Annotated in this window: 7 protein-coding genes and 2 pseudogenes; 1 reads left to right on the top strand and 8 read right to left on the bottom strand. The window is 45.4% G+C overall.

All coding sequences use genetic code 11. From position 1 onward, the window contains the following. Positions 1 to 26 precede the first annotated feature (26 nt). The 6 genes and pseudogenes from QUA23_RS24055 to cobA form a co-directional block, all read right to left on the bottom strand. Positions 27 to 191: a hypothetical protein gene (locus tag QUA23_RS24055; protein ID WP_333077632.1), complete on the bottom strand. Its 165-nt coding sequence runs from the start codon at positions 189 to 191 to the stop codon at positions 27 to 29. Next, the gene (locus QUA23_RS24050) at positions 191 to 448 is read right to left on the bottom strand and encodes a hypothetical protein (protein ID WP_333077631.1); all 258 of its coding nucleotides are present in this window, start codon (positions 446 to 448) and stop codon (positions 191 to 193) included. Before QUA23_RS24050 ends, QUA23_RS24055 begins: the two co-directional genes overlap by 1 nt. 311 nt (positions 449 to 759) lie before the next feature. Continuing rightward, a pseudogene (locus QUA23_RS24045) lies at positions 760 to 1,338 on the bottom strand (Uma2 family endonuclease). Positions 1,339 to 1,425: 87 nt separating this feature from the next. Then, positions 1,426 to 2,610 (bottom strand): tetratricopeptide repeat-containing serine protease family protein, encoded by a 1,185-nt coding sequence (locus QUA23_RS24040; protein ID WP_333077630.1) that lies wholly within the window; start codon positions 2,608 to 2,610, stop codon positions 1,426 to 1,428. Between the two features lie 226 nt (positions 2,611 to 2,836). Then, a pseudogene (locus QUA23_RS24035) lies at positions 2,837 to 3,043 on the bottom strand (type II toxin-antitoxin system death-on-curing family toxin); the annotation flags it as partial. Between the two features lie 396 nt (positions 3,044 to 3,439). Beyond that, positions 3,440 to 5,005: a uroporphyrinogen-III C-methyltransferase gene (gene cobA, locus QUA23_RS24030; protein ID WP_333077629.1), complete on the bottom strand. Its 1,566-nt coding sequence runs from the start codon at positions 5,003 to 5,005 to the stop codon at positions 3,440 to 3,442. A gap of 173 nt (positions 5,006 to 5,178) precedes the next feature. Here cobA and QUA23_RS24025 point away from each other — a divergent pair, with 173 nt between their 5' ends. Continuing rightward, positions 5,179 to 8,400, top strand: coding sequence for a glycosyltransferase (locus QUA23_RS24025; protein WP_333077628.1), 3,222 nt, complete (start codon positions 5,179 to 5,181; stop codon positions 8,398 to 8,400). Positions 8,401 to 8,476: 76 nt separating this feature from the next. On the opposite strand, the gene QUA23_RS24020 is transcribed toward QUA23_RS24025, so the two are convergent. Both QUA23_RS24020 and QUA23_RS24015 read right to left on the bottom strand, forming a co-directional pair. Next, a complete protein-coding gene (locus tag QUA23_RS24020; protein WP_333077627.1) occupies positions 8,477 to 18,319 on the bottom strand; it encodes a tetratricopeptide repeat protein in 9,843 nt (3,280 codons plus the stop codon). Between the two features lie 147 nt (positions 18,320 to 18,466). Beyond that, on the bottom strand, positions 18,467 to 19,462 hold the full coding sequence (locus QUA23_RS24015) for a homogentisate phytyltransferase (RefSeq protein ID WP_333077649.1): 996 nt from the start codon (positions 19,460 to 19,462) through the stop codon (positions 18,467 to 18,469). Positions 19,463 to 19,540 lie beyond the last annotated feature (78 nt).

Raw genomic sequence — 19,540 nt, 5'->3', positions numbered from 1 at the left:
GAAAAAACAATACTATACGTATTGTTTTAACACACCCAATATGTGGTAAATTTTAAATAAAAATTGTCACAAACTGTAGCAACTATGCCGTAACCAGGTTTGTCCCGGTTGGGATTTGCCAGCAGATAAACTAACATTTGCGCCAAGCCGACTTCGATCGAAAATGAAACTCGCTTTGATTCTATTACCATCAGCCCAACGGCTCTTTTAAAAGTAAAGTATCTCGGCTACCTTGGATGATAACGCCTTCATCTTCTTCGGAAATTTCGACGAATTTTTCGGGTTTAATGTAGAAAGGATGCAGATAAAACTCGCCGACAAATAACAGCAGAGAGACGATCGACAAACTGATGGTTTTTTCCAGCATCGGCGGATACTCAAGCAAGTTGAAGTAACCCGCTTTAACCTGATCTAGCTGTCGTTTCTGAAAGTCGGTGATTTCTGGCAAGTCGTCTTGCCATTCTCTGAAAAATTGGTCGTCTGTGACAAGTTGAATGTCAAAATGTGTTTTTAATTCTTCTAATGTGACATTTTTAGCTTAAATTGTTTGAACTATAATTCTAGACAGGTAATTTTATGGTAATTACAATTTTATCAAATTTCCAGCTAATATTATGTCGCCTCGAAATATTATAACAAAATTGGTTCGTAGTGAGTACCCAGAATCCTGAGCCAACTGGCTCTGACTTGCATTCCTCACTAGGAAATGGTAACGGTTATTTTATTGAAGATGATATAATAAGTGAAAAGTGAATTCTGCTAATTCCAAATTTTTTGCAAATTTAGCACGAGGCCCGGCAAAACATTTTCCCCAGAAAGGGTTTGAGGAGATTGTAAAACTTCCACTTCTTGACCGGGGCGATAAAATTCTACTTCCCGTTTTTGGCGGCTAATCAGCCAACCCAAACGGCAGCCATTTTGCATATATTCTTGCATTTTTTCCTGAGTCTTTGTCAATCTGTCACTTGCAGAAAGAAACTAGATTACAAAATCAGGACACAAGGGGATAAATTTGTCTTTTTGTTCAGGTGTCAAAGCTTCCCAGCGGGCTTTTTCTACCCAGGAGACATCAGGAGAGCGATCGGCTTTATTGGGCAGAGTAAACCCTGTGGAGGAATCAAACACTTCTCCGAGTTCAGTTAGATCGTTCCACGTCCAGATTTGAGCATTCGCTGTTGAGTTGCTTTTTCCCGTTTCTCCTCCTGTTGGTGGCATGACAATTAATTCTCCGTTGGCGTTCCGTTCAAGTTTCAAGTCGGGGTTTTCTTCGCACAGTTAATAAAACTGTTCAGAAGTTAGTTTAATAATGGAGTTGAGGTTTAAGGTGATAGCAGTCATTGTTATTTACCTGCTGTTTGTATGCACTACATTAAGAATTAAAAATGGGATTATTCATTTTTAATTCTTAATTGTTAACTTCTCATTCTACTGCAATTGTTTGAGTCTGCTGATCGCGTCTAGATACGCACTTGTTCTGCCACCTTGCTTGTAAAGTTCTGCTGCTTTTTGAAAGTCAGCAATTGCTTTCGGTTGGTCTTTGTTGTCCAGGTAAGCTAAAGCTCGGTTGTAGTAAGCGTCGGCAAAACCGGGATTGGCTTCGATCGCCCGCGTGTATGCTTGAATAGCGCTGGGCGCGCGGGTTGAATCGATGCTGGTGCTGGTAAGGAGAGTACGAGCATTGCCGATGTTGAAGTACAATTCCGGAGTGTAATTGGGCTTAAAAGCGAGTGCTCTGTTGAAATCGGCGATCGCGTCCCAAGGATTGTCTTGATCTAACAGCGAAAGTCCTCGAAAATAATAAGCTTGGGCGTCTTGAGGATTAATGGTGGATACGGGGCCTTGAGTTGCGGGAGTATTGTCTACTTTCAACTCGGATTTGTTGATTCCCGCCGCCACCAGCTTCGCAATAAATGTATTGATTGGAACTGCTGCATTAAATCCGGTTTTAATCGGGGCGACTTCGCCGGAACTCGTTTGCGCGAAACCGAATTCCCCTTGTCCGTGTAAACCGATGACTCGGCCTTCGGAGTCAAAAACTGGGCCGCCACTCATGCCACTCCAAGTTACGGCTTGATACCGCAAAGTGTAACCTTCGGGGCGCTTATCCGGGCGGCTGGTAACGAGTCCGGGAGAGAGTTCGGGTGCTCGTTCGGCGCCGAAAAGTCCGCCGGTAGCGGGATAGCCGTAAACGAAGATTTGAGTGCCGATGACGGCTTGATCGGAATCGGCGATCGTCGCGACTGGATATTCTTCGGGGCTTTCAAATTTGACTACGGCTAAATCCGGGTCAGTTTCGGCGGTTTGCAAACGGGTGACGGAGGTTGCTTGATAGTTTTTGCCTTTAGACGTGCGAACGGTGTATTTCACGTCTGCTTTTTCTACGACGTGGTTGACTGTTAAAACTGTGTAAGTTTTGCCGTTTTTGGCAATAATTACCCCAGAACCGTCTCCGAGGGAACTGTTAATTTGTACGGTCAGCGGCCCGGCAATGTTGGCGACTTCTTGGGGGGTTTTGGCGATCGCGGGTTGGCTGATGACTATGGTTAAGGCTGCGGTAGTTCCTGCTAGCAGGGTGGTTAAGGTGTCGTAACGAGAAAAATTTATATTCATGGCTATTGCTAATTAGTAGTTGGGTAGCGGGATTTGGCGGAGAAAGGGCGATCGGCGATTTGTGCTTTTTTGTCTTTAGTTTTATTACTGATTTGACGCAAAGGATCTCGGCTTTGTTCTTTAGTGATAATTTTACTCGCTTTTTTGTTCCGCGATTCGCTATTTCCATGTAGGGTGAGTCAGCCACACCTTACTTAATCTCCATGAAGGCTGCCCAACTTACTTATTAAAGCTCAAAAATACATGACTCGAACTCGGTGGTTAGTTCTTCCTTAGTCATGGTTCCCCGTGCGACTCGCATGACTAAATCATATGCTCGATCGTCCGTCAAATTCAGAGTGGAACCATTTAAACGCAAAAAAGTATCTGTCACCGCAAAAGCCGATCGCTTGTTAGCGTCAAGAAACGGATGATTCATCGCTATGTGATAGAGATAAGCAGCAGCTTATTAGGCAATTGTTGCATCCGACAATTGACCGCTAAAAGTTGCTTGCGGTTGACCCAAAGCCTACTCCAACAAGCCTTCGTCTCTGACGCCGGGAGTGCCACCAAATCTTTCTATCTGTCTGGCGTGGATATTGACAACCATACTTTTGCTGACAAAATTAGGAGTTGGCAAGGCGACGATAAACCTCCTTTCTTTCGCGTTCTGAATCTAGATATGCCTGCCATGCTTTGGCTTCTAGTTTTTGTTGTTATTCTTCAGTCTTTAAGGAACGGACAAATCCAAGAACTTTCAGCAGCAAGGGTTCTGGCACTTGATCGAGTTCTTGAAGAAGTTGGTCTTTTGCGGTCATGTTTCTTTCCTCCTAATGATCGTACAACTATTTTACAACCTCGCTTGTACCCACTCAACGATCGCCTCAGTCAGCCCATCCAAGGTATATTCCTTAGCTTCCACATCTAACTTACCCAATAAATTTTGGCAGCTTTTGGAAGTTTCCGGGCCGATGGATGCAATGCAAACGTTTTCCAACCAATCCTTAGACAAGGACAATTTTGGGCTTTGCTGTATGAGATGGCAAAAGTTATGTACGGTTTTGGAACTGGCAAATGTTATGATATTTACCGCTTGATTTTGGAGTGCGGATAGGGCGATCGGGTCGATAGTTTCGGGGCAGCAAGATTGGTAAGCTGGTACTTCTATTACTTGCGCTCCTTTGGCTGTGAATTCTTTAACTAAAACTTCTCTGCCGCCGCTTTCTACTCTCGGAAATAGGATTTTGCAGTTTTGCAAGTTATCGGGGAAGTTCTCGACTAGGGAATCGGCGATAAAGTTGGGGGGAATAAAGTCTGGTTGTAGAGAGTGCGATCGCAAACTTTCTGCTGTTTTTTTCCCGACAACGGCGATTTTAATCCCAAACAAACTCCGCGCGTCTTTGCCTTTTGCTTGTAATCGTTGAAAAAAGCAGTCTACAGCGTTGTGGGAAGTGAGAATTAACCAGTGAAAGCTTGACAATTGTGCGATCGCACTGTCTAATGGTTCCCAAGTGGACGGCGCCCCAATTACCAAGGCGGGCATTTCGATAACGCGGGCTCCTTGTTGCTGGAGTCGATCGCTAAATTCAGCCGACTGAGAAACCGATCGCGTGACTAAAATGGTTTTTCCTGCTAGCGGCAATTTACTGTTATTAGTGGTGACAGGTGTATCGATCATATTTGTGCTTTCTGGCTGAATTAGATATTCGCGCAATCTGACTACTTCCCCAATTACAATCGCGCAAGGTGATAGAGATTGACCTGCTGTTTGCTGTACAATGTTGGAGAGAGTGCCTAGCCAAATTTGCTGTTCGGGGCGGCCACAATCTCGGATAATGGCGATCGGAGTTTCGGTCGATCGTCCGTGCTTTTGCAATTGCCAGATGATCTCGCTTAAATTTCGCCCTCCCATCAATATTACCAAAGTTTCTATCTGCACTAAAGCTTCCCATTCAAGAGCATCCGGTTCGTGGGCGCTCATCACTGCAAAACAGCGACTCATTACCGGATCAGTCAGAGGAATTCCTGCTAATAAAGGTGCGGCTAAGGCTGATGAAATTCCGGGTATTACTTCAAAGTTGCAACCCGCTGTGATTAATGCTTGAATTTCGGAACTAGAGCGACCAAAAATAAACGGATCCCCGCTTTTTAGCCGCACGACTTGTTTGCCTAACTTGCAATGTTCGACCAGCAAACGGTTAATTTCTTGCTGCTGTGTGGAAGGTTTGCCGCCACGTTTGCCGACTTCGATTTTCCGACAAGTTGCTGGAATTAATTCTAGTTGCGGGATGTCGATTAGAGCGTCGTAGATTAAGACTTCGGCTTGGGATAGCAGTTTGTGCGATCGCACTGTCATCAAGTTACAATCTCCCGGTCCCGCACCGACTAGATAAACTTTCCCTTTTTGGTTTTTCATAAGTCCTCCTCAATCGTCTCGATAGTATAGTTTTATGAATATTGGGGTGATTCGGTACACCCTACCCTACCCTATAATTTAATCAGATTTTTCAAGCAGCCTCTAGGGGCGGGTTCACCCCTTGCCCTCAACGGTGCAAACAGGTTAAATAAACCCGCCCCCACCCACTATTTATGCAGATTATCATCATCACAGCCGCCGATGCAAATTACTTTGAATTGGTGCGAGGCACTATTTTATCAGTGCGGGAAAAGCCAGATGGTGAAAATTTGGCGATCGGCTTTTTCGATCTCGGCTGCACTGCCGAACAGTTGCAGTGGCTCAAAACAAAAGTTAATATCATTCAAAAGCCCGATTGGGACTTTGACTTTCCGGGCAGAAATGAAGCTCCCCAACATTTAAAAGGATTATTAGTTAGACCTTGTTTGCGAAAATACTTTCCCAATTTTGATATATACCTTTGGATCGATGCGGATGCTTGGGTTCAAGACTGGAGAGCAATTAATTTGTTGGTTCAAGGAGCATCGCGCCGGGGGCTGGCAATTATTCCCGAAGTTCACAGGGCGAGCTTGCAGCAATACGGGCAACTTCCTCAGTTTTGGCCGTGGGTTTATCAACAATACGAAGCTAACTTTGGTGAAGAAATTGCTAATAAATTCTACAGTTATCCGATTTTAAATGCCGGAGTTTTTGCCCTCCGGAAAGATGCTTTGCACTGGGAAATATGGGCTGAAAAGCTCCATCAAGGATTGCAGAGATCCGGCTGTGTCATGACAGACCAATTTGCCCTCAACCTGGCTGTTTACAGTGGCGAATTGTTCAATCTGACTGAACTGCTCCCAGCTTGGTGCAATTGGATATTCAACGGTTTTCCGGTTTGGGACAAGCAGCGAGGCTGTTTTGTGGAGCCGTACTTGCCGCAGGAGGCGATCGGCATTTTGCATTTAGCTGGGCGCCAGCAGTTTGACCGAGTACAATTGATGGCAACTGACGGCGATATACTGGAAATTAGCGTCCGTTATCAACCTAAAAAACAGGAAGCAATACAAATAATTCAAAAACTACAAATGACTTATCAACAACCTGAACTTAGCAAAAATAATTTATTAAAACCGGGGGATTATGTTTCCCCAGGGTTCCAAATAATTATACCTGACTCCTATTTCCCCAACATGATTATTGCCGATCCAAATGCAAGTACCTGGCCTTACTTGCGCCGGGAAATCCCGCATAATTGGTATGCAGACAAGCGCTATCCATTTATCGGGTTTTTGAATCGCGACGAAGCACACATCCTTTACAATACAGCTCTGCAATTCAAAGGTAAAAAAGCTTTAGAAATAGGCTGCTGGCTAGGGTGGTCTGCCTGTCACTTAGCCCTCGCAGGAGTTGAGTTAGATGTCGTAGATCCGCTGTTAGAAAGAGAGGACATTAGACAAAGCGTAATCGACTCAATTCAAGGTGCTCTAAATGCGTCGCGCGTTCAAACATCAGTCGAGCTAATACCAGGCTATAGCCCCCAAAGAGTAGAAGAATTTTCCGCTCAATTCAACCGCAAATGGTCGTTAATTTTTATTGACGGAGAACACGGAGGTGATGGGCCGTTAAATGATGCCATTGCGTGTGAAAAATTGGCTGAGGAAGATGCAATAATTTTATTTCACGATTTAACCGCTCCAGATGTTGGTAAAGGCTTAGATTACTTGAAGCAAAGGGGATGGCAAACGGTAGTATATCAAACAATGCAAATTATGGGGGCTGCTTGGCGGGGCAATGTCGAGCCAGTAAAACATCAACCAGACCCCAATATTTCCTGGCAGTTACCAGCACATTTGCACGGTTACAATATTAGCAGTTTAGAGGCGATTAATTCTCAAACACCCAGCCAAACCACTCAAAACCAACAGTCATCTTATACAAGAGATTTTTACCAATTAATCCGAGAAGGAACTCGCAGTTCTGCTAGAGAAATTATTCCCCTTCTGTTAGACTTGCTGCAACCCATTTTACCTAAAAGTGTGGTAGATGTGGGCTGCGGTACGGGAAGTTGGTTAGCTGCGTTCCACAAGTTGGGAATTGCTGATTGTTTGGGAATAGATGGCGATTATGTCGATCGCACTATTTTACAAATTCCTTTAAATCAGTTCCAATCCGCCGATTTAAAGCAACCGCTGCAAATAAACAGAAAATTTGACTTAGCAATTTCTCTGGAAGTTGCCGAACATTTGCCGGCTACCTGTGCGGAAAACTTTGTTAATTCTCTCACTCAACTAGCACCAGTGATTCTGTTTTCTGCTGCGATACCATTTCAAGGAGGCGTCGAACACGTTAACGAACAGTGGCCACAATATTGGGTTTATTACTTTCAGAAAAACGGCTATGCAGTTATTGACTGCTTGAGAAAAAAAGTATGGAACAATGACAAAGTAGAGCCTTGGTACGCTCAGAATATCTTGATTTTTGTTAAACAAGAATACTTGTCGGGATATCCGAGGTTAGTAAATGAATATCAAAATACCAATCTGAATCAATTAGCCATCGTCCATCCCAAGATTTATTTTTACAGCTTGCAAGCTGCTAGAAATTCGGCACGTAATTTACAATCAGAAAGTGTCAAACAAGTTTCAGCATCGCCACAATTGGCAGATCGACCTTTGGTATCTGTGATTATTCCCTGCTACAATCAATCTCATTTTTTGCTGGAAGCAGTAACTAGCGTGATTAACCAAACTTACAAAAATTGGGAAATTATCATTGTCAATGACGGCAGCTTAGATACTACCAGCACAGTTGCCAAAAATTTAATAGTAGCAAATTCCCAATATCAAATTAGGCTTGTAGAACAAACAAATCAAGGGCTTTCAAGTGCGAGAAATGCTGGCATAGCAGCAGCAAACGGTGAATACATTATGCCTTTAGATGCCGATGATATCCTAGCTGAAAACGCCTTGACTGACCTTTTAGAAATATGTTTAAAATCAAATGTACCTTGCGTAGCATTTGGTTCTTATCAAATGTTTGGTACTGAAAATCGCATAGTACCCAGTTACGAGTTGTATTCTCCCGAAAATATCAAGCAATCTAACATGATTCACCCGTCTTCACTCTATCACAAATCTATTTTGGATTTGATCAGCGGGTACAAAGTTGGGATGAAGGAAGGTTACGAAGATTGGGAGTTTTGGGTTAACTGCCACAAGCACAATATTCCCTTTTTGGGTACGAGAGAAGTAGTTGTCAATTATAGGCGTTACCAGGGTTCTATGTTGGCAAAAGCTCAGCAATATCATCAAAAGTTGGTAGCACAAATTGTTTGTTACAACCGGGAACTGTACGATATGGAAAGCGTGAATAGTGCTGAAAAGCTATTGGGACAAATCGCAAGTTCATCTTGATTCTTTATTCTTTAGTCCGCAAAAACAAACTTTGTTTGTGTAGTAGCGAATTCTATTCGCCGGAAAAACATGATTGTTAAAGCGAATTTGATATAACATCAAGAAAGCGCTTAACCTGTTTTTCCCAAGTCCAATTGAGCATAAAATTAGCCGCAGCTAAACCGCGAGTTTTTGACTCTTCGCGATTAGTATAAATTTGCTCCAAAGCCTCAACAACTTCTGCAACCTCCGACTCTCCCCAACCTTCTACACCGGAAAAAGGAGCAGTAAGTTTAACTCGTCCTTGATTCCATAAAGGATAGCAAATGTGGCTGTAAATCAAGTCTAAATGACCAGTATTTGCTGATAGAATAGTCGGAATTCCGCAGGCCATACTTTCCATCGCGACTAAATTAGTTCCACCTTCGCAGCGGTTGGTGAAAACAGCGCAGTCGGATTCTCGCAAAATTTGTCCGGCGAGGTGATTGGGAATTAAGCCGATGTCGATAAAAGAGTCAACCGGCAAACCATTAGCCACTAACCATTGGGAAATTCCTAAACTTCCGTCGCGGTTGATATTGGGAAGTCCGGCAACGTTTCCGGTTTGTTCGATTCCTAGCATATACTGAGGCCAGAAGTTGTGCCATGTTGTTAGTAATAAAGCCTCTGGGTGTTTGGCGCGAAATCGTTTGAAAGCGGCAATTACAATATCTTGACCTTTGCGATATTCAAGTTTGCCGCCGGAGAAAATGACGAAGCGATCGCCAAATAGATTAGATTTGGGTGCAGGATGGAAAATTGTTGGGTCAATTCCTTGATGTACCATCGCCACATTAGTCAAGCCCTGGCTTCTCAAAACATCCGCATTCCAGTTGGAACCTGCGACAATCGTGCTATATTTTTTGGCTGTTTCTAGTGCTTCTGCTGTAATTCGCGTGTCTTCAAAAAATATGACTCCTATTTGACAAGCGCTGGTAATTTGATTGTCAACTCCAGAGGATGCTAGATTATTTCCCAAAGCGTAAAGTACGGGAAAATTACAACTAATTTGTTTGTCGGAATTTGCTGCTACTAATTCCTGAAAACTTTTTTGCTTTTCAATTACAGGTAATAACAAGGATTTATGCAGCGGATTCATCGATTCTGAGGTGATTGATGGCGGTGCTAAAAGTGCAACTTGCCAGGCTGGATTTTGCAGCAATTGTAGTGTTAAATTCACGCCGTAAATTCCCCAACCGCTGGTGATGCTGAGCGGCCAACTGATGCCGATTCCTGTAATTTGTGGGGGAGTTTCAGGGGGTTGGATTTGAGGCGGAGTATCAGAATTTGCGTTAGCAGGCTGAGCCTGGGTACGAGTAGAGATTAAGTGTTCTAAGGCTGCTTTGATGCGATCGCAAACTCCATCCCAATCACCAGCTTTTTGCTGCCTAAACAACCGCGCAGTAGGATACCAAGGGCTATCTTCGCGTTCCAGCATCCAGCGCCAATCGGGAACAAAAGATAGCAAAATCCACACGGGTTTGCCCAAAGCACCGGCCAAGTGCGCGACAGAAGTATCTACGCAAATTACTAAATCGAGTTGCGAAATAATTGCTGCGGTGTCGGCAAAATCAACGCAATGTTCGCTTAAATCTTCAATTTGGTGTTGCTTTAATAAAGTGCGTGAAGCGCAGCTATCCTGTAGGGAATCGCCCCCTGACAAATCTTTCTGAAGACTGTAAAAACTAACTCCCGCAACATCTACAAATTTCAAAAAATCGCTCAATTTACACGATCGCCGATGATTGTTGCGGTGCAGCGGGCCGCCCGCCCACACAATACCTACTTTTAGTTTATTGTTCGCCTCTAGGGAAAATTTAAAATCCTGTGGCGCAGCTAAATAAGGAATATTCGCGGGTATATTTTCCAAAGTCGTTCCCAGAATTCGCGGCAAACTTAGCAGGGGGGCTTGCACTTGAAAATCTATCAAATCGCTCGGCCTGACTCCTACTCGATCGACTCCTGCAATTCCTTCAAATAAACGCTTCAGCAACACATGACAAGCAACAATGACTGTGCCGCCTTTTTGCTTAACTAAAGGAGCGTAGCGGATAAACTGTATCGTATCGCCAAAACCTTGTTCGGGGTGCAATAAAATTGTTTTTCCCTGCAAATCCGAGCCGTCCCAAAGCGGTTGCTCAAAAGAGCGCGTATCTAATTGTTGAGTTTGCCAGCGCGATTCGTACTCCGCAAAACCCGGCTCATAATTTCCAGTTAAGAGCAAAGCTAATGCTAGTCTCAAGCGCCAATTTGGCGAGTTGGGACGTAGTTGAATTGCTTTAGTGTAGAAGTCGATGGCCTCTGCGACTTGTCCCTGTTCTTCGAGGGCTGAACCCAGGTATAAGTTTGTTTCGCTCAGGTTGGGATTGGTTTCTAGCGCTTGTTTGTAGTGCGAAATAGCCTCGCCTATTTGCCCGTTTTCCTGTTTGAGATAACCTAAATAACTGTGGGCTTCGGCATGGCTGGGTGAGGCGGCAATTACTTGTTCGTAACGAGCGGCTGCCTCTGCTTTTTTACCTTGTTTTTCTAAGGCTTTTGCTATGTGAAATTGTACCTGTGCGGGCGATAAAGAAAATCGAGGTGGAGCCTCTGGATCTGCGTTACCAGGCACAGCCAAGGAACGAGTAGATTGTAGGGGCGGTGCCCCCGTGCCCGCCCTCTCTTGTAAAGCTATTTTTACCCGATCGAATACTTCCTCCCAATCGCCCGGTGTTTGCTGCCTAAACAGTCGCGCCGTCGGATACCAAGGACTGTCTTCGCGTTCCAACATCCACCGCCAATCCGGCATAAAACACAGCAAAATCCATACGGGTTTACCCAAAGCACCGGCTAAATGTGCGACAGCGGTATCCACGGAAATTACTAAATCTAGTTGCGATATCACTGCCGCAGTATCGGCAAAATCGTTCAAATTGTCGCTCAAATCTATCACGGGAATTTGACTTAACAAACTACGATTGTCAGCCGACAAGTCTTTCTGAAGACTGTAAAAACTTACACCGGAAATATCTAACAATGTCAGGAAATAGCTTAAATCGCTCGATCGCTGCAAATCCTTCAAATGTTCTGAACTTCCCGCCCACGCAATCCCCACTTTGAAATTGCGATCGGAATTTAGGGAAAATTGCCAATTCGCCGGCGCAGCTAAATAAGGAACATTTGTCGGTATATTTTCTAAATTTGTTCCCAGAATATGAGGCAAACTCATCAGCGGTGCTTGCACTTGGAAATCCGGCAATTCATCCATGCGAACAGCCACTTGTGCGATGCCAGGAATCTGCTTAAATAAACGCTTCAGTTCTTGATAGCAAGAAATGATTACTTTGCCGCCTTTTTGCTGCACAATTGCCGCGTATCGCACAAATTGAATGGCATCGCCCAAACCTTGTTCGGATCGGAGCAAAATAGTTTGTCCGTTCAAATCTGAACCATCCCAAACTGGTTGGTCAAAATTCAACCGTGGCAATTTTTTCGCCTGTTCTGTTTGCCAGCGCCACTCGTATTCTGCTAAACCGCGCGGCAAGTCCCCAGTCAACAGCAAAACTAAGCTTAAATTGAAGTGAGCTTTTACACAATTAACATCGATTTTTATTGCTTTCTTGTAACAAGAAGTTGCTCGATTTACGTCTCCTACTTGTTCAACTGCACTGCCTAAATTAGTAATAGCTTCTACATAATTAGGGTTCAAAGATATGGCTCGTTCTAAGCTAGAAATTGCCTGTTCTATTTTTCCCGCACCCAAGCATAACGTTCCCAGGTGATAGTGTCCTGTAGGATTGTTTGGTTCTACTCCAATTGCACGCTCGTAAAGCCGTTCAGCCTCGTCTAGCTGAGATTGTGTTTGCATCGCCGCACCCAAATTTACCAGCGCGGGCACGTAATTGGAATTGACAGAAAGTGCTTGATGAAAACACGCGATCGCACTCGGCAACTCGCCCTGCTGCTGGAGTATCGCGCCAAGATTGTTGAGAGCTTTGACGTAAAGGGGATTCAGGGCGATCGCCTTTTGAAAGCAAGATATAGCAGCCATTATATTGCCTTGATCTTGCAGCAAAATACCCAAGTTATTGTGGGATTGAGCGCAGTTTGGATCTATTTCGATCGCGCCCTGATAATAGGTGGCAGCTTCGGCTAAATCGCCTGTTTGGTGCAGCGTCACTGCCAAATTAGTAGTAGCCTCTATCGAACTCGGCTGCAAAACCAAAGCATTTTTAAAATAAGCGATCGCCTCGGCAAATTTTCCTTGCGACTTGAGAATATTTCCCTGATTGAACTGTTTTTGATATAAGTGAATATTGGTCTGAGCTTCTATTGGCGGTAGAGCTTTTTGATGCTGACAAATTCTTTCTTTCAGCGCCAAAGCAGCTTCTTCAAAAACTCCTTCCCAATCTCCCGCTGTTGACTGGCGAAACAGCCGCGCCGTCGGATACCAAGGACTATCCTCGCGTTGCAACATCCACCGCCAATCCGGCACAAAACAGAGCAAAATCCACACTGGTTTGCCTAAAGCACCAGCCAAGTGCGCCACAGCAGTATCTACAGAAATCACTAAATCCAGAGCCGAAATTGCCGCCGCAGTATCCGCCAAGTCGTGCAAATAAGAGCTTAAATCTGTTACAGGCATTTGCTCTAACAAAGCGCGATCGTCTGCTGTCATTTCCTGTTGCAAACTGTAAAAATCGGCTCCAGGAATATCTAACAGTTTTGTCAACAAATTTAGGGGTAAGGATCGCACCTTATTTTGGGAATTTTTAGGATTTCCCGACCACACAATCCCTACTTTCAAATTAGTAGTTGGATTGAGAGTAAATTCCCAACCTGGCGGCGGAGCTAAATAAGGAACGTTCGCCGGTATAGTTTCTAAAGTTGTTCCCAGAAGGTGTGGCAAACTCATTAGCTGCGCCTGAACTTGAAAATCCGGCGCATCCTCTGGATTAACTATTAACCCATCGATTCCCGAAACTTGTGCAAACAAGCGCTGCAAGTGCGGCAAACACCAAACAATTACCCTACCGCCTTTTTGCTTGACTAAATCTGCGTAGCGGATAAACTGAATTGCATCGCCTAAACCCTGTTCCGGGCAAAGCAAAATAGTTTTTCCCTGCAAATGTTTGCCATCCCAAAGCGGCTGAATAAAGTTGTGGGAGCGGAACTGTTTTTCTTTAACTAGGAGTCGCCATTCGTACTCGTAAAAACCGCGTTGAAAGTCTCCCGCCAGCAGCAACGCTAAACCTAAATTTAGGTGAGATTCAGGATGGCCGACATTGAATTTAACTGCTTGGCTGTAGCAGGTGACAGCATCTGCAAATTGGCCGCGATCGTGCAAAGCACTTCCCAAACTGGTGAGGGGATTGATATAACCGGGTTTGAGTTCGATCGCCCGACGGTAACAATCGATCGCCTGGGCCATTTTTCCCGCTTCCTCAAAAGCTTTGCCGAGATTGTTCAAAGCTTCAGGAAAGTCGGGTTTCAGCCTCAAAGCTTGCTGATAGCAGTCGATCGCATCTTCAATTTTGCCCTGTTTCTGCAGGACAATTCCCATATTGCAGCGAGCCTGTGCACTGGCTGGCAGTTGCTGAATTGCTTGCTGGCAAACGGCTAGAGCCTCATCTAACTTGTCTTGCTGTTGCAGGGAACTCCCCAAACCGATCAGAGTTTCTGCTAAATCCGGTTGCAGCGCAGTCGATCGCTCGTAGTATGCGATCGCGCGGTCAATTTGGCCCTGTCGGATCGAGGCGTATGCTAAGTTGTGCAAGGCGTCCACATAATTTGGCTCGATCGCGATCGCCCGTTCGTAATTCGCGATCGCGCGTTCGTAATTCGCGCCCGCTTCCTCCCCTTGTGCCTCCAAAGCAATTCCCAAATTCAAATAAGCCACCGCGCAATTAGGATTGACTTGAATCGCTTGCTCGTAGCAGCTTATAGCCTCCGCCACATCCCCTTGCTCTTCCCGCAACAGGCCCAAATTAATCAGCGCTTCCGCGCAATTCGGGTTCAAAGAAAGCGCCCGCTCATATTGTGCGATCGCCTCTTCAGTCTCCCCTGCTTCTGCGAGCGCGCTGCCCAAATTGCTCGCAGTTTCCGCCAAATTCCCGTCGATTGCTAGCGCTTGTCGGTAGTGCGCGATCGCCTCTGTTAGCTGGCCCGCTTGCTGTTTGACAACGCCTAAATTGCTGTGCGCGGCTGCGTAATTAGGATCGATCGCGATCGCTCGCTCATAACATTCGATCGCACCGCCCAAATCGGCTTGCTGCTGCAAATCCACGCCCAACCGAAACTCTGCATCCGCCGCATCCGACGGCACAAATGCAGCAGCAACAGCGCCTAGAGCTTCCGCAACCCGATCGAAAACGTCCTCCCAGTCGCCCCGCTGATGCTGCCGGAACAGCCGCGCCGTCGGATACCAAGGACTATCTTCGCGCTCCAGCAGCCACCGCCAATCCGGCGAAAACGCCAGCAAAATCCACACCGGTTTGCCCAAAGCCCCCGCCAAATGGGCGACAGCGGTATCGACACTAATGACTAAATCCAGTTTGGCGATCGCAGCCGCAGTATCAGCCAAATCGCCAAAATGCGGGCTCAAATCTACGATCGACGTTTGATTCAACAGCGCGAGATCGACCTCGGAAACCTCTTTCTGCAAGCTGTAAAAACTTACCCCCGAAACCTCCAAAAGCGGCAGAAACTGGCTTAAACTGCACGAACGCTGCTTGTTTTTGCGGTGTTTTGGATTCCCCGCCCAGACAATGCCAACTTTCAAAGTGCGATCGGGCAGAAGCGTAAATTCAGCACCCGCAGGCGGAGACAAATAAGCAGTATTTGCTGGTATTGTTTCCAGCTTTGTACCGATAATATACGGCAAACTCAACATCGGCGCTTGCACGTCAAATTCCGGCAGTTGCTCGCCTTTAACTATTAGCAAATCAATGCCGTCAACCGTTGCAAACAAACGGTGCAATTGCGGGTAACAGCCAACAATTACCCTACCGCCTTTATTTTTGACGATCGCAGCGTAGCGGATAAACTGAAGCGAATCGCCTAAACCTTGTTCGGCGTGCAGCAAAATAGTCTTTCCCACCAAATCAGAACCGTCCCACAGGGGTCGATATTCTCTCGCCGAAACTGTATTTTCCGGCCCAGTCAAAAAACACGAGTGACCAGTGTGAAATTCTTTAATTTGCCAGCGCCACTCGTATTCGGCGAGACCATTTTCCAAATCTCCCACCAACAGCAAAGCCAAGGACAAATTTAGGTGAGCGCTAGCGTGCTTGGGGCTTAAATGAATCGCCCGTCTGTAGCAGGCGATCGCATCTTCTACCGCGCCTTTTTCCAGAAACGTCCGGCCTAAATTGTTAATAGCTTCCACAAAATCCGGCAGCAATTCTAGAGCTTTGTGATAATACTCCAGCGCCTCTTCTAAATTGCCCTGTTCTTGCAACACTGTTGCCAGATTGTTGTAAGCTTCCCAGCTATGCGGATGAATTTCCAGCGCTCGTCGGTACAGCTCGATCGCCCTTACAAGTTCACCTTTTTCTTGCAGGGCAACCGCTAAATTAATCAGGGCGGGTACGAAATCCGGTTGAGCGACAAGAGCTTGTTCGTAATGTGAGATCGCCTCTTCCACTTGACCTTGTTCCTCAAAAATCTTTGCCAGGTTGTAAGCTGTTTGAGGAATATTTGGGTCGATGACTAAAGCTTCTCGGTAATGCGGGATAGCGGCCTCTAATTCGCCCTTTTCTTGCTTGAGAAAACCAAAATTAATCCGCGCTTGAACGCAATTTGGCTCAATAGATATAATATGTTCGTAAAGGGCGATCGCCTCTTCGCGATCTCCTGTTTCCATTAACTGTTCTGCTTGTCGCAACAAATCCTCTAAAACAACCAAATTCTCCCCGCCGTTTCCGATCGCAACCGATGTCTCAATCCCCTGCGAGTGCTTAGCTGCGGAGCCTTCTGCTAACCCTTCGCTAGCCATCACAAATATTTGTTTACTCTCTTGAACTACGCTTGCACCTGTCATTTTGACAGCCACAGAATCGAGACCAGGCGTATGATTAGCAGTCATTGCAAGTGAAACGAAGTCAACCTGAGCGTGGGCAGAATCCTCGGAATAACTAGCAGTATTGGCGATCGCAAAAGAACTTAAAGCCGCCTGCACTTCCTCAAACAATTCTTGCCAACTTTCCGGCTGACTTTGGCGAAAAAGCCTCGCAGTTGGATACCAAGGATTATCTTCGCGGTGCAGCAGCCAACGCCAGTCAGGAGCAAAAGAAAGCAGCACCCAAACCGGTTTTCCTAAAGCACCAGCTAAGTGCGCCACAGCCGTATCGACACTAATGACTAAATCCAGTTGACATATAGCCGAAGCGGTATCAGCAAAGTCGTTCAAATGCGGAGTTAAATCCGGCACTAAGTGTTGGTTCAACAAAGTGCGATCGCTCTCGGACAAGTTTTTTTGTAAACTATAAAAAGCGATTCCCGGAACATCCAAAAATCGAATAAAATCGCTCAACCTGCAAGAACGCTGATTGTCTTTCCGGCGCTGCGGACTCCCCGCCCAAACAATCCCTACCTTCAATTGGGCATCAGAATAAAGCGCAAATTTGCACTCAGCAGGCGGAGCTAAATAAGGAACATTTGCCGGTATTGTTTCCAGAGTAGTCCCCACAATTCGCGGCAAACTCATCAGAGGTGCGTGAACGTCAAATTCTGGCAAACCTTCCAGACTAACTGATAAATATTCAATACCAGGAACTGTCGCAAACAACCGCATCAGTTCTGGATAGCAAGCCACCATAACTTTAGCGCCTCGGCTCCGAAGAATTGGGGCGTAGCGAATAAACTGAATAGAATCGCCAAAGCCTTGCTCGACGTGGAGTAAAATAGTTTTCCCCTGCAAATCCGAACCATCCCAAACCGGCTGTTTAAATTGCCTCGGTTGTAGTTGCGGAGTGCGCCACCGCCACTCATATTCAGCAAAACCGCGCTGAAAATCTCCGAACAATAGCAAAGTTAAACCTAATTCGAGGTGTGCGATGGCATTGTCTGGCTGCAATTCCAAGGCTCGACTGTGACAAGAAAAAGCTTCTTGAAACTCTCCTAAATCGACCAAAGCGTGTCCGAGATTGTTAATAGCCTCCACGAAATCTGGCTTTAAGTTTAATGCTTGTCGGTAGTGTGGTATAGCTGCTTTTGCATTGCCTTGTTTGTGGAAGAAGGCTCCTACATTGTTGTGAGCTTCGGGATTCTTTGGATCTAGTTTTACAGCTTGTTGGTAGCAGTTGAAAGCTTCGGCTAATTTACCTTGCTGCTGCAAAACTGTTCCCAAGCCCATCAGGGAATATGTCAAATTAGGATTTATTTTTAAAGCATGGAGGTAATAAGCTATCGCCTCGTTTAATTGATTTTTTTGTTTAAATAAATGTCCTAAGTTGTGCGCTATTTCGTGCAAGTTGGGGTCGAGTCGCAGCGCTGTTTGGTAAGATAAAATAGCCGAGTCTATTTCACCTAATTGCTGTTGAATCCAGCCCAAATTATTGTAAGCGAGTGCGGAATTTGGCTGGATTTTGATGACTTGTTCGTAACTGGCGATCGCCCTTTGATACTCGCGTACATCCAGCAAAACATTAGCTTTATTTAAATGTGCTTCTACAAAATCGGGGTTTTGGGCGATCGCCTGTTCGTAAAAGTCGATCGCCTCTGCAATCTTTCCCTGCTGTCTCGCCGCTATTCCCAACAAACACAGCACGTTTGCTGATTCCGGCTGCGCTTCTAGTATCTGCCGATACAACTTCTCAGCTTCTAACAAATGTCCCGCTTGGTGGTGTTCCCAAGCTATTTTTAAAGAGTCTTCTGCACCCAATTTGCAGGCAGATTTTGGCGATTTTTTTTTAGAAGCCATAGTTATCTTTGTTGTTTGGGAGTTCGCTAACTTGTAATTGCCAACTTGTTCTAACTTGTTAACTCTTCCTACCTTCTTCCTCCTTCCTTCTTCCCCCTTCCTTCTTCCTTCTACCTTCTTCCTTCTACCTTCTTCCTTCTACCCCTTCTACCCCAACAAACAAGATGCGGGAAAAATCAGATATTCTAAGAAAAAGAGCTTCCAGATAAACTGATAAAATGCAGCAATTTCTTTTTGATCGTCCAAATCAACTTTCGCACTCCAAAACCACATCAAACCCAAAGCCACCAAATGAGAAACTGCCAGAAACACTAAATTAACATTAGACAATACGATCGCTCCCGCCAAAGTCGCGCCCAAATAACAAACCGTTAACACCCAGCGAGATAAATTAAAGACGGCCGGCTTGCCCAGCTCAATCGTAAACGTAGTAATATTATATTGCTTGTCCCCTTCCATGTCGGGGATATCTTTAAAAATGGCGATCGCAAACGTAAACACCACAACAAAAACCGTCAGCACCCAAACTTCCGCAGGAATCCGAAAAGACACACTCTCCAAATTCCAGCCAGAAAAAGCGCTTTTCACCCTTCCCAAACCCAACACCCAATTAAAGTGTAAAAATAACCCTAAATTTACGATCGCGCCCCGCACCGTAAAAATGCACAGCGCCGCCCAAAAAGGAAACCGCTTAAGGCGAATTGGCGGCAGAGAATAAGCAGTCCCGATAGCCAAACTAACGCCAACGGTAGCCAGCAAAAACGGGCCTTGTAAAACAGCAGTCAAAATTGCTATAATTCCCGTTACAATTACAATCAATTCCCCAGTTTTCCGAGAAAACACTCCCGAGGCGATCGGCAAATACGGCTTATTAATTTTATCAATTTCAACATCTTCTAACTGGTTCAATCCCACAATATAAATATTGCCGCAAATGCAAGCCAGCCAGGCAAAAGCTAGGGGCCCAAATACAGGATTCACAAACAGCCGCGCACTTTGGGCGATCGCGTACAAAGCCAATACACTCAAGCTAGTACCCACAATTGTGTGAGGCCGAGAAAACTCCCAAAATGCCCTCAGCCAGCTTTGCGGAGCCGAGCCATTTTTATCAATCCAAGACTTGCCAATCGAATCATTGCCCATAAATCTCACACCCGCAGCCAACAAATAATATTCTGTAGGGTGTGCAATGCACACCTTACTCCTCAACTCAACACTCAA

Source organism: Microcoleus sp. Pol1C5 (assembly GCF_036701115.1).
Lineage (GTDB): Bacteria > Cyanobacteriota > Cyanobacteriia > Cyanobacteriales > Microcoleaceae > Microcoleus.
This window is presented reverse-complemented; position numbering and strand designations above follow the sequence as displayed.

Coding starts and splice junctions, on each gene's coding strand:
- QUA23_RS24055 (WP_333077632.1), bottom strand. CDS start 191: ATGGTAATAGAATCAAAGCGAGTTTCATTTTCGATCGAAGTCGGCTTG.
- QUA23_RS24020 (WP_333077627.1), bottom strand. CDS start 18,319: ATGGCTTCTAAAAAAAAATCGCCAAAATCTGCCTGCAAATTGGGTGCA.
- QUA23_RS24025 (WP_333077628.1), top strand. CDS start 5,179: ATGCAGATTATCATCATCACAGCCGCCGATGCAAATTACTTTGAATTG.
- QUA23_RS24015 (WP_333077649.1), bottom strand. CDS start 19,462: ATGGGCAATGATTCGATTGGCAAGTCTTGGATTGATAAAAATGGCTCG.
- cobA (WP_333077629.1), bottom strand. CDS start 5,005: ATGAAAAACCAAAAAGGGAAAGTTTATCTAGTCGGTGCGGGACCGGGA.
- QUA23_RS24040 (WP_333077630.1), bottom strand. CDS start 2,610: ATGAATATAAATTTTTCTCGTTACGACACCTTAACCACCCTGCTAGCA.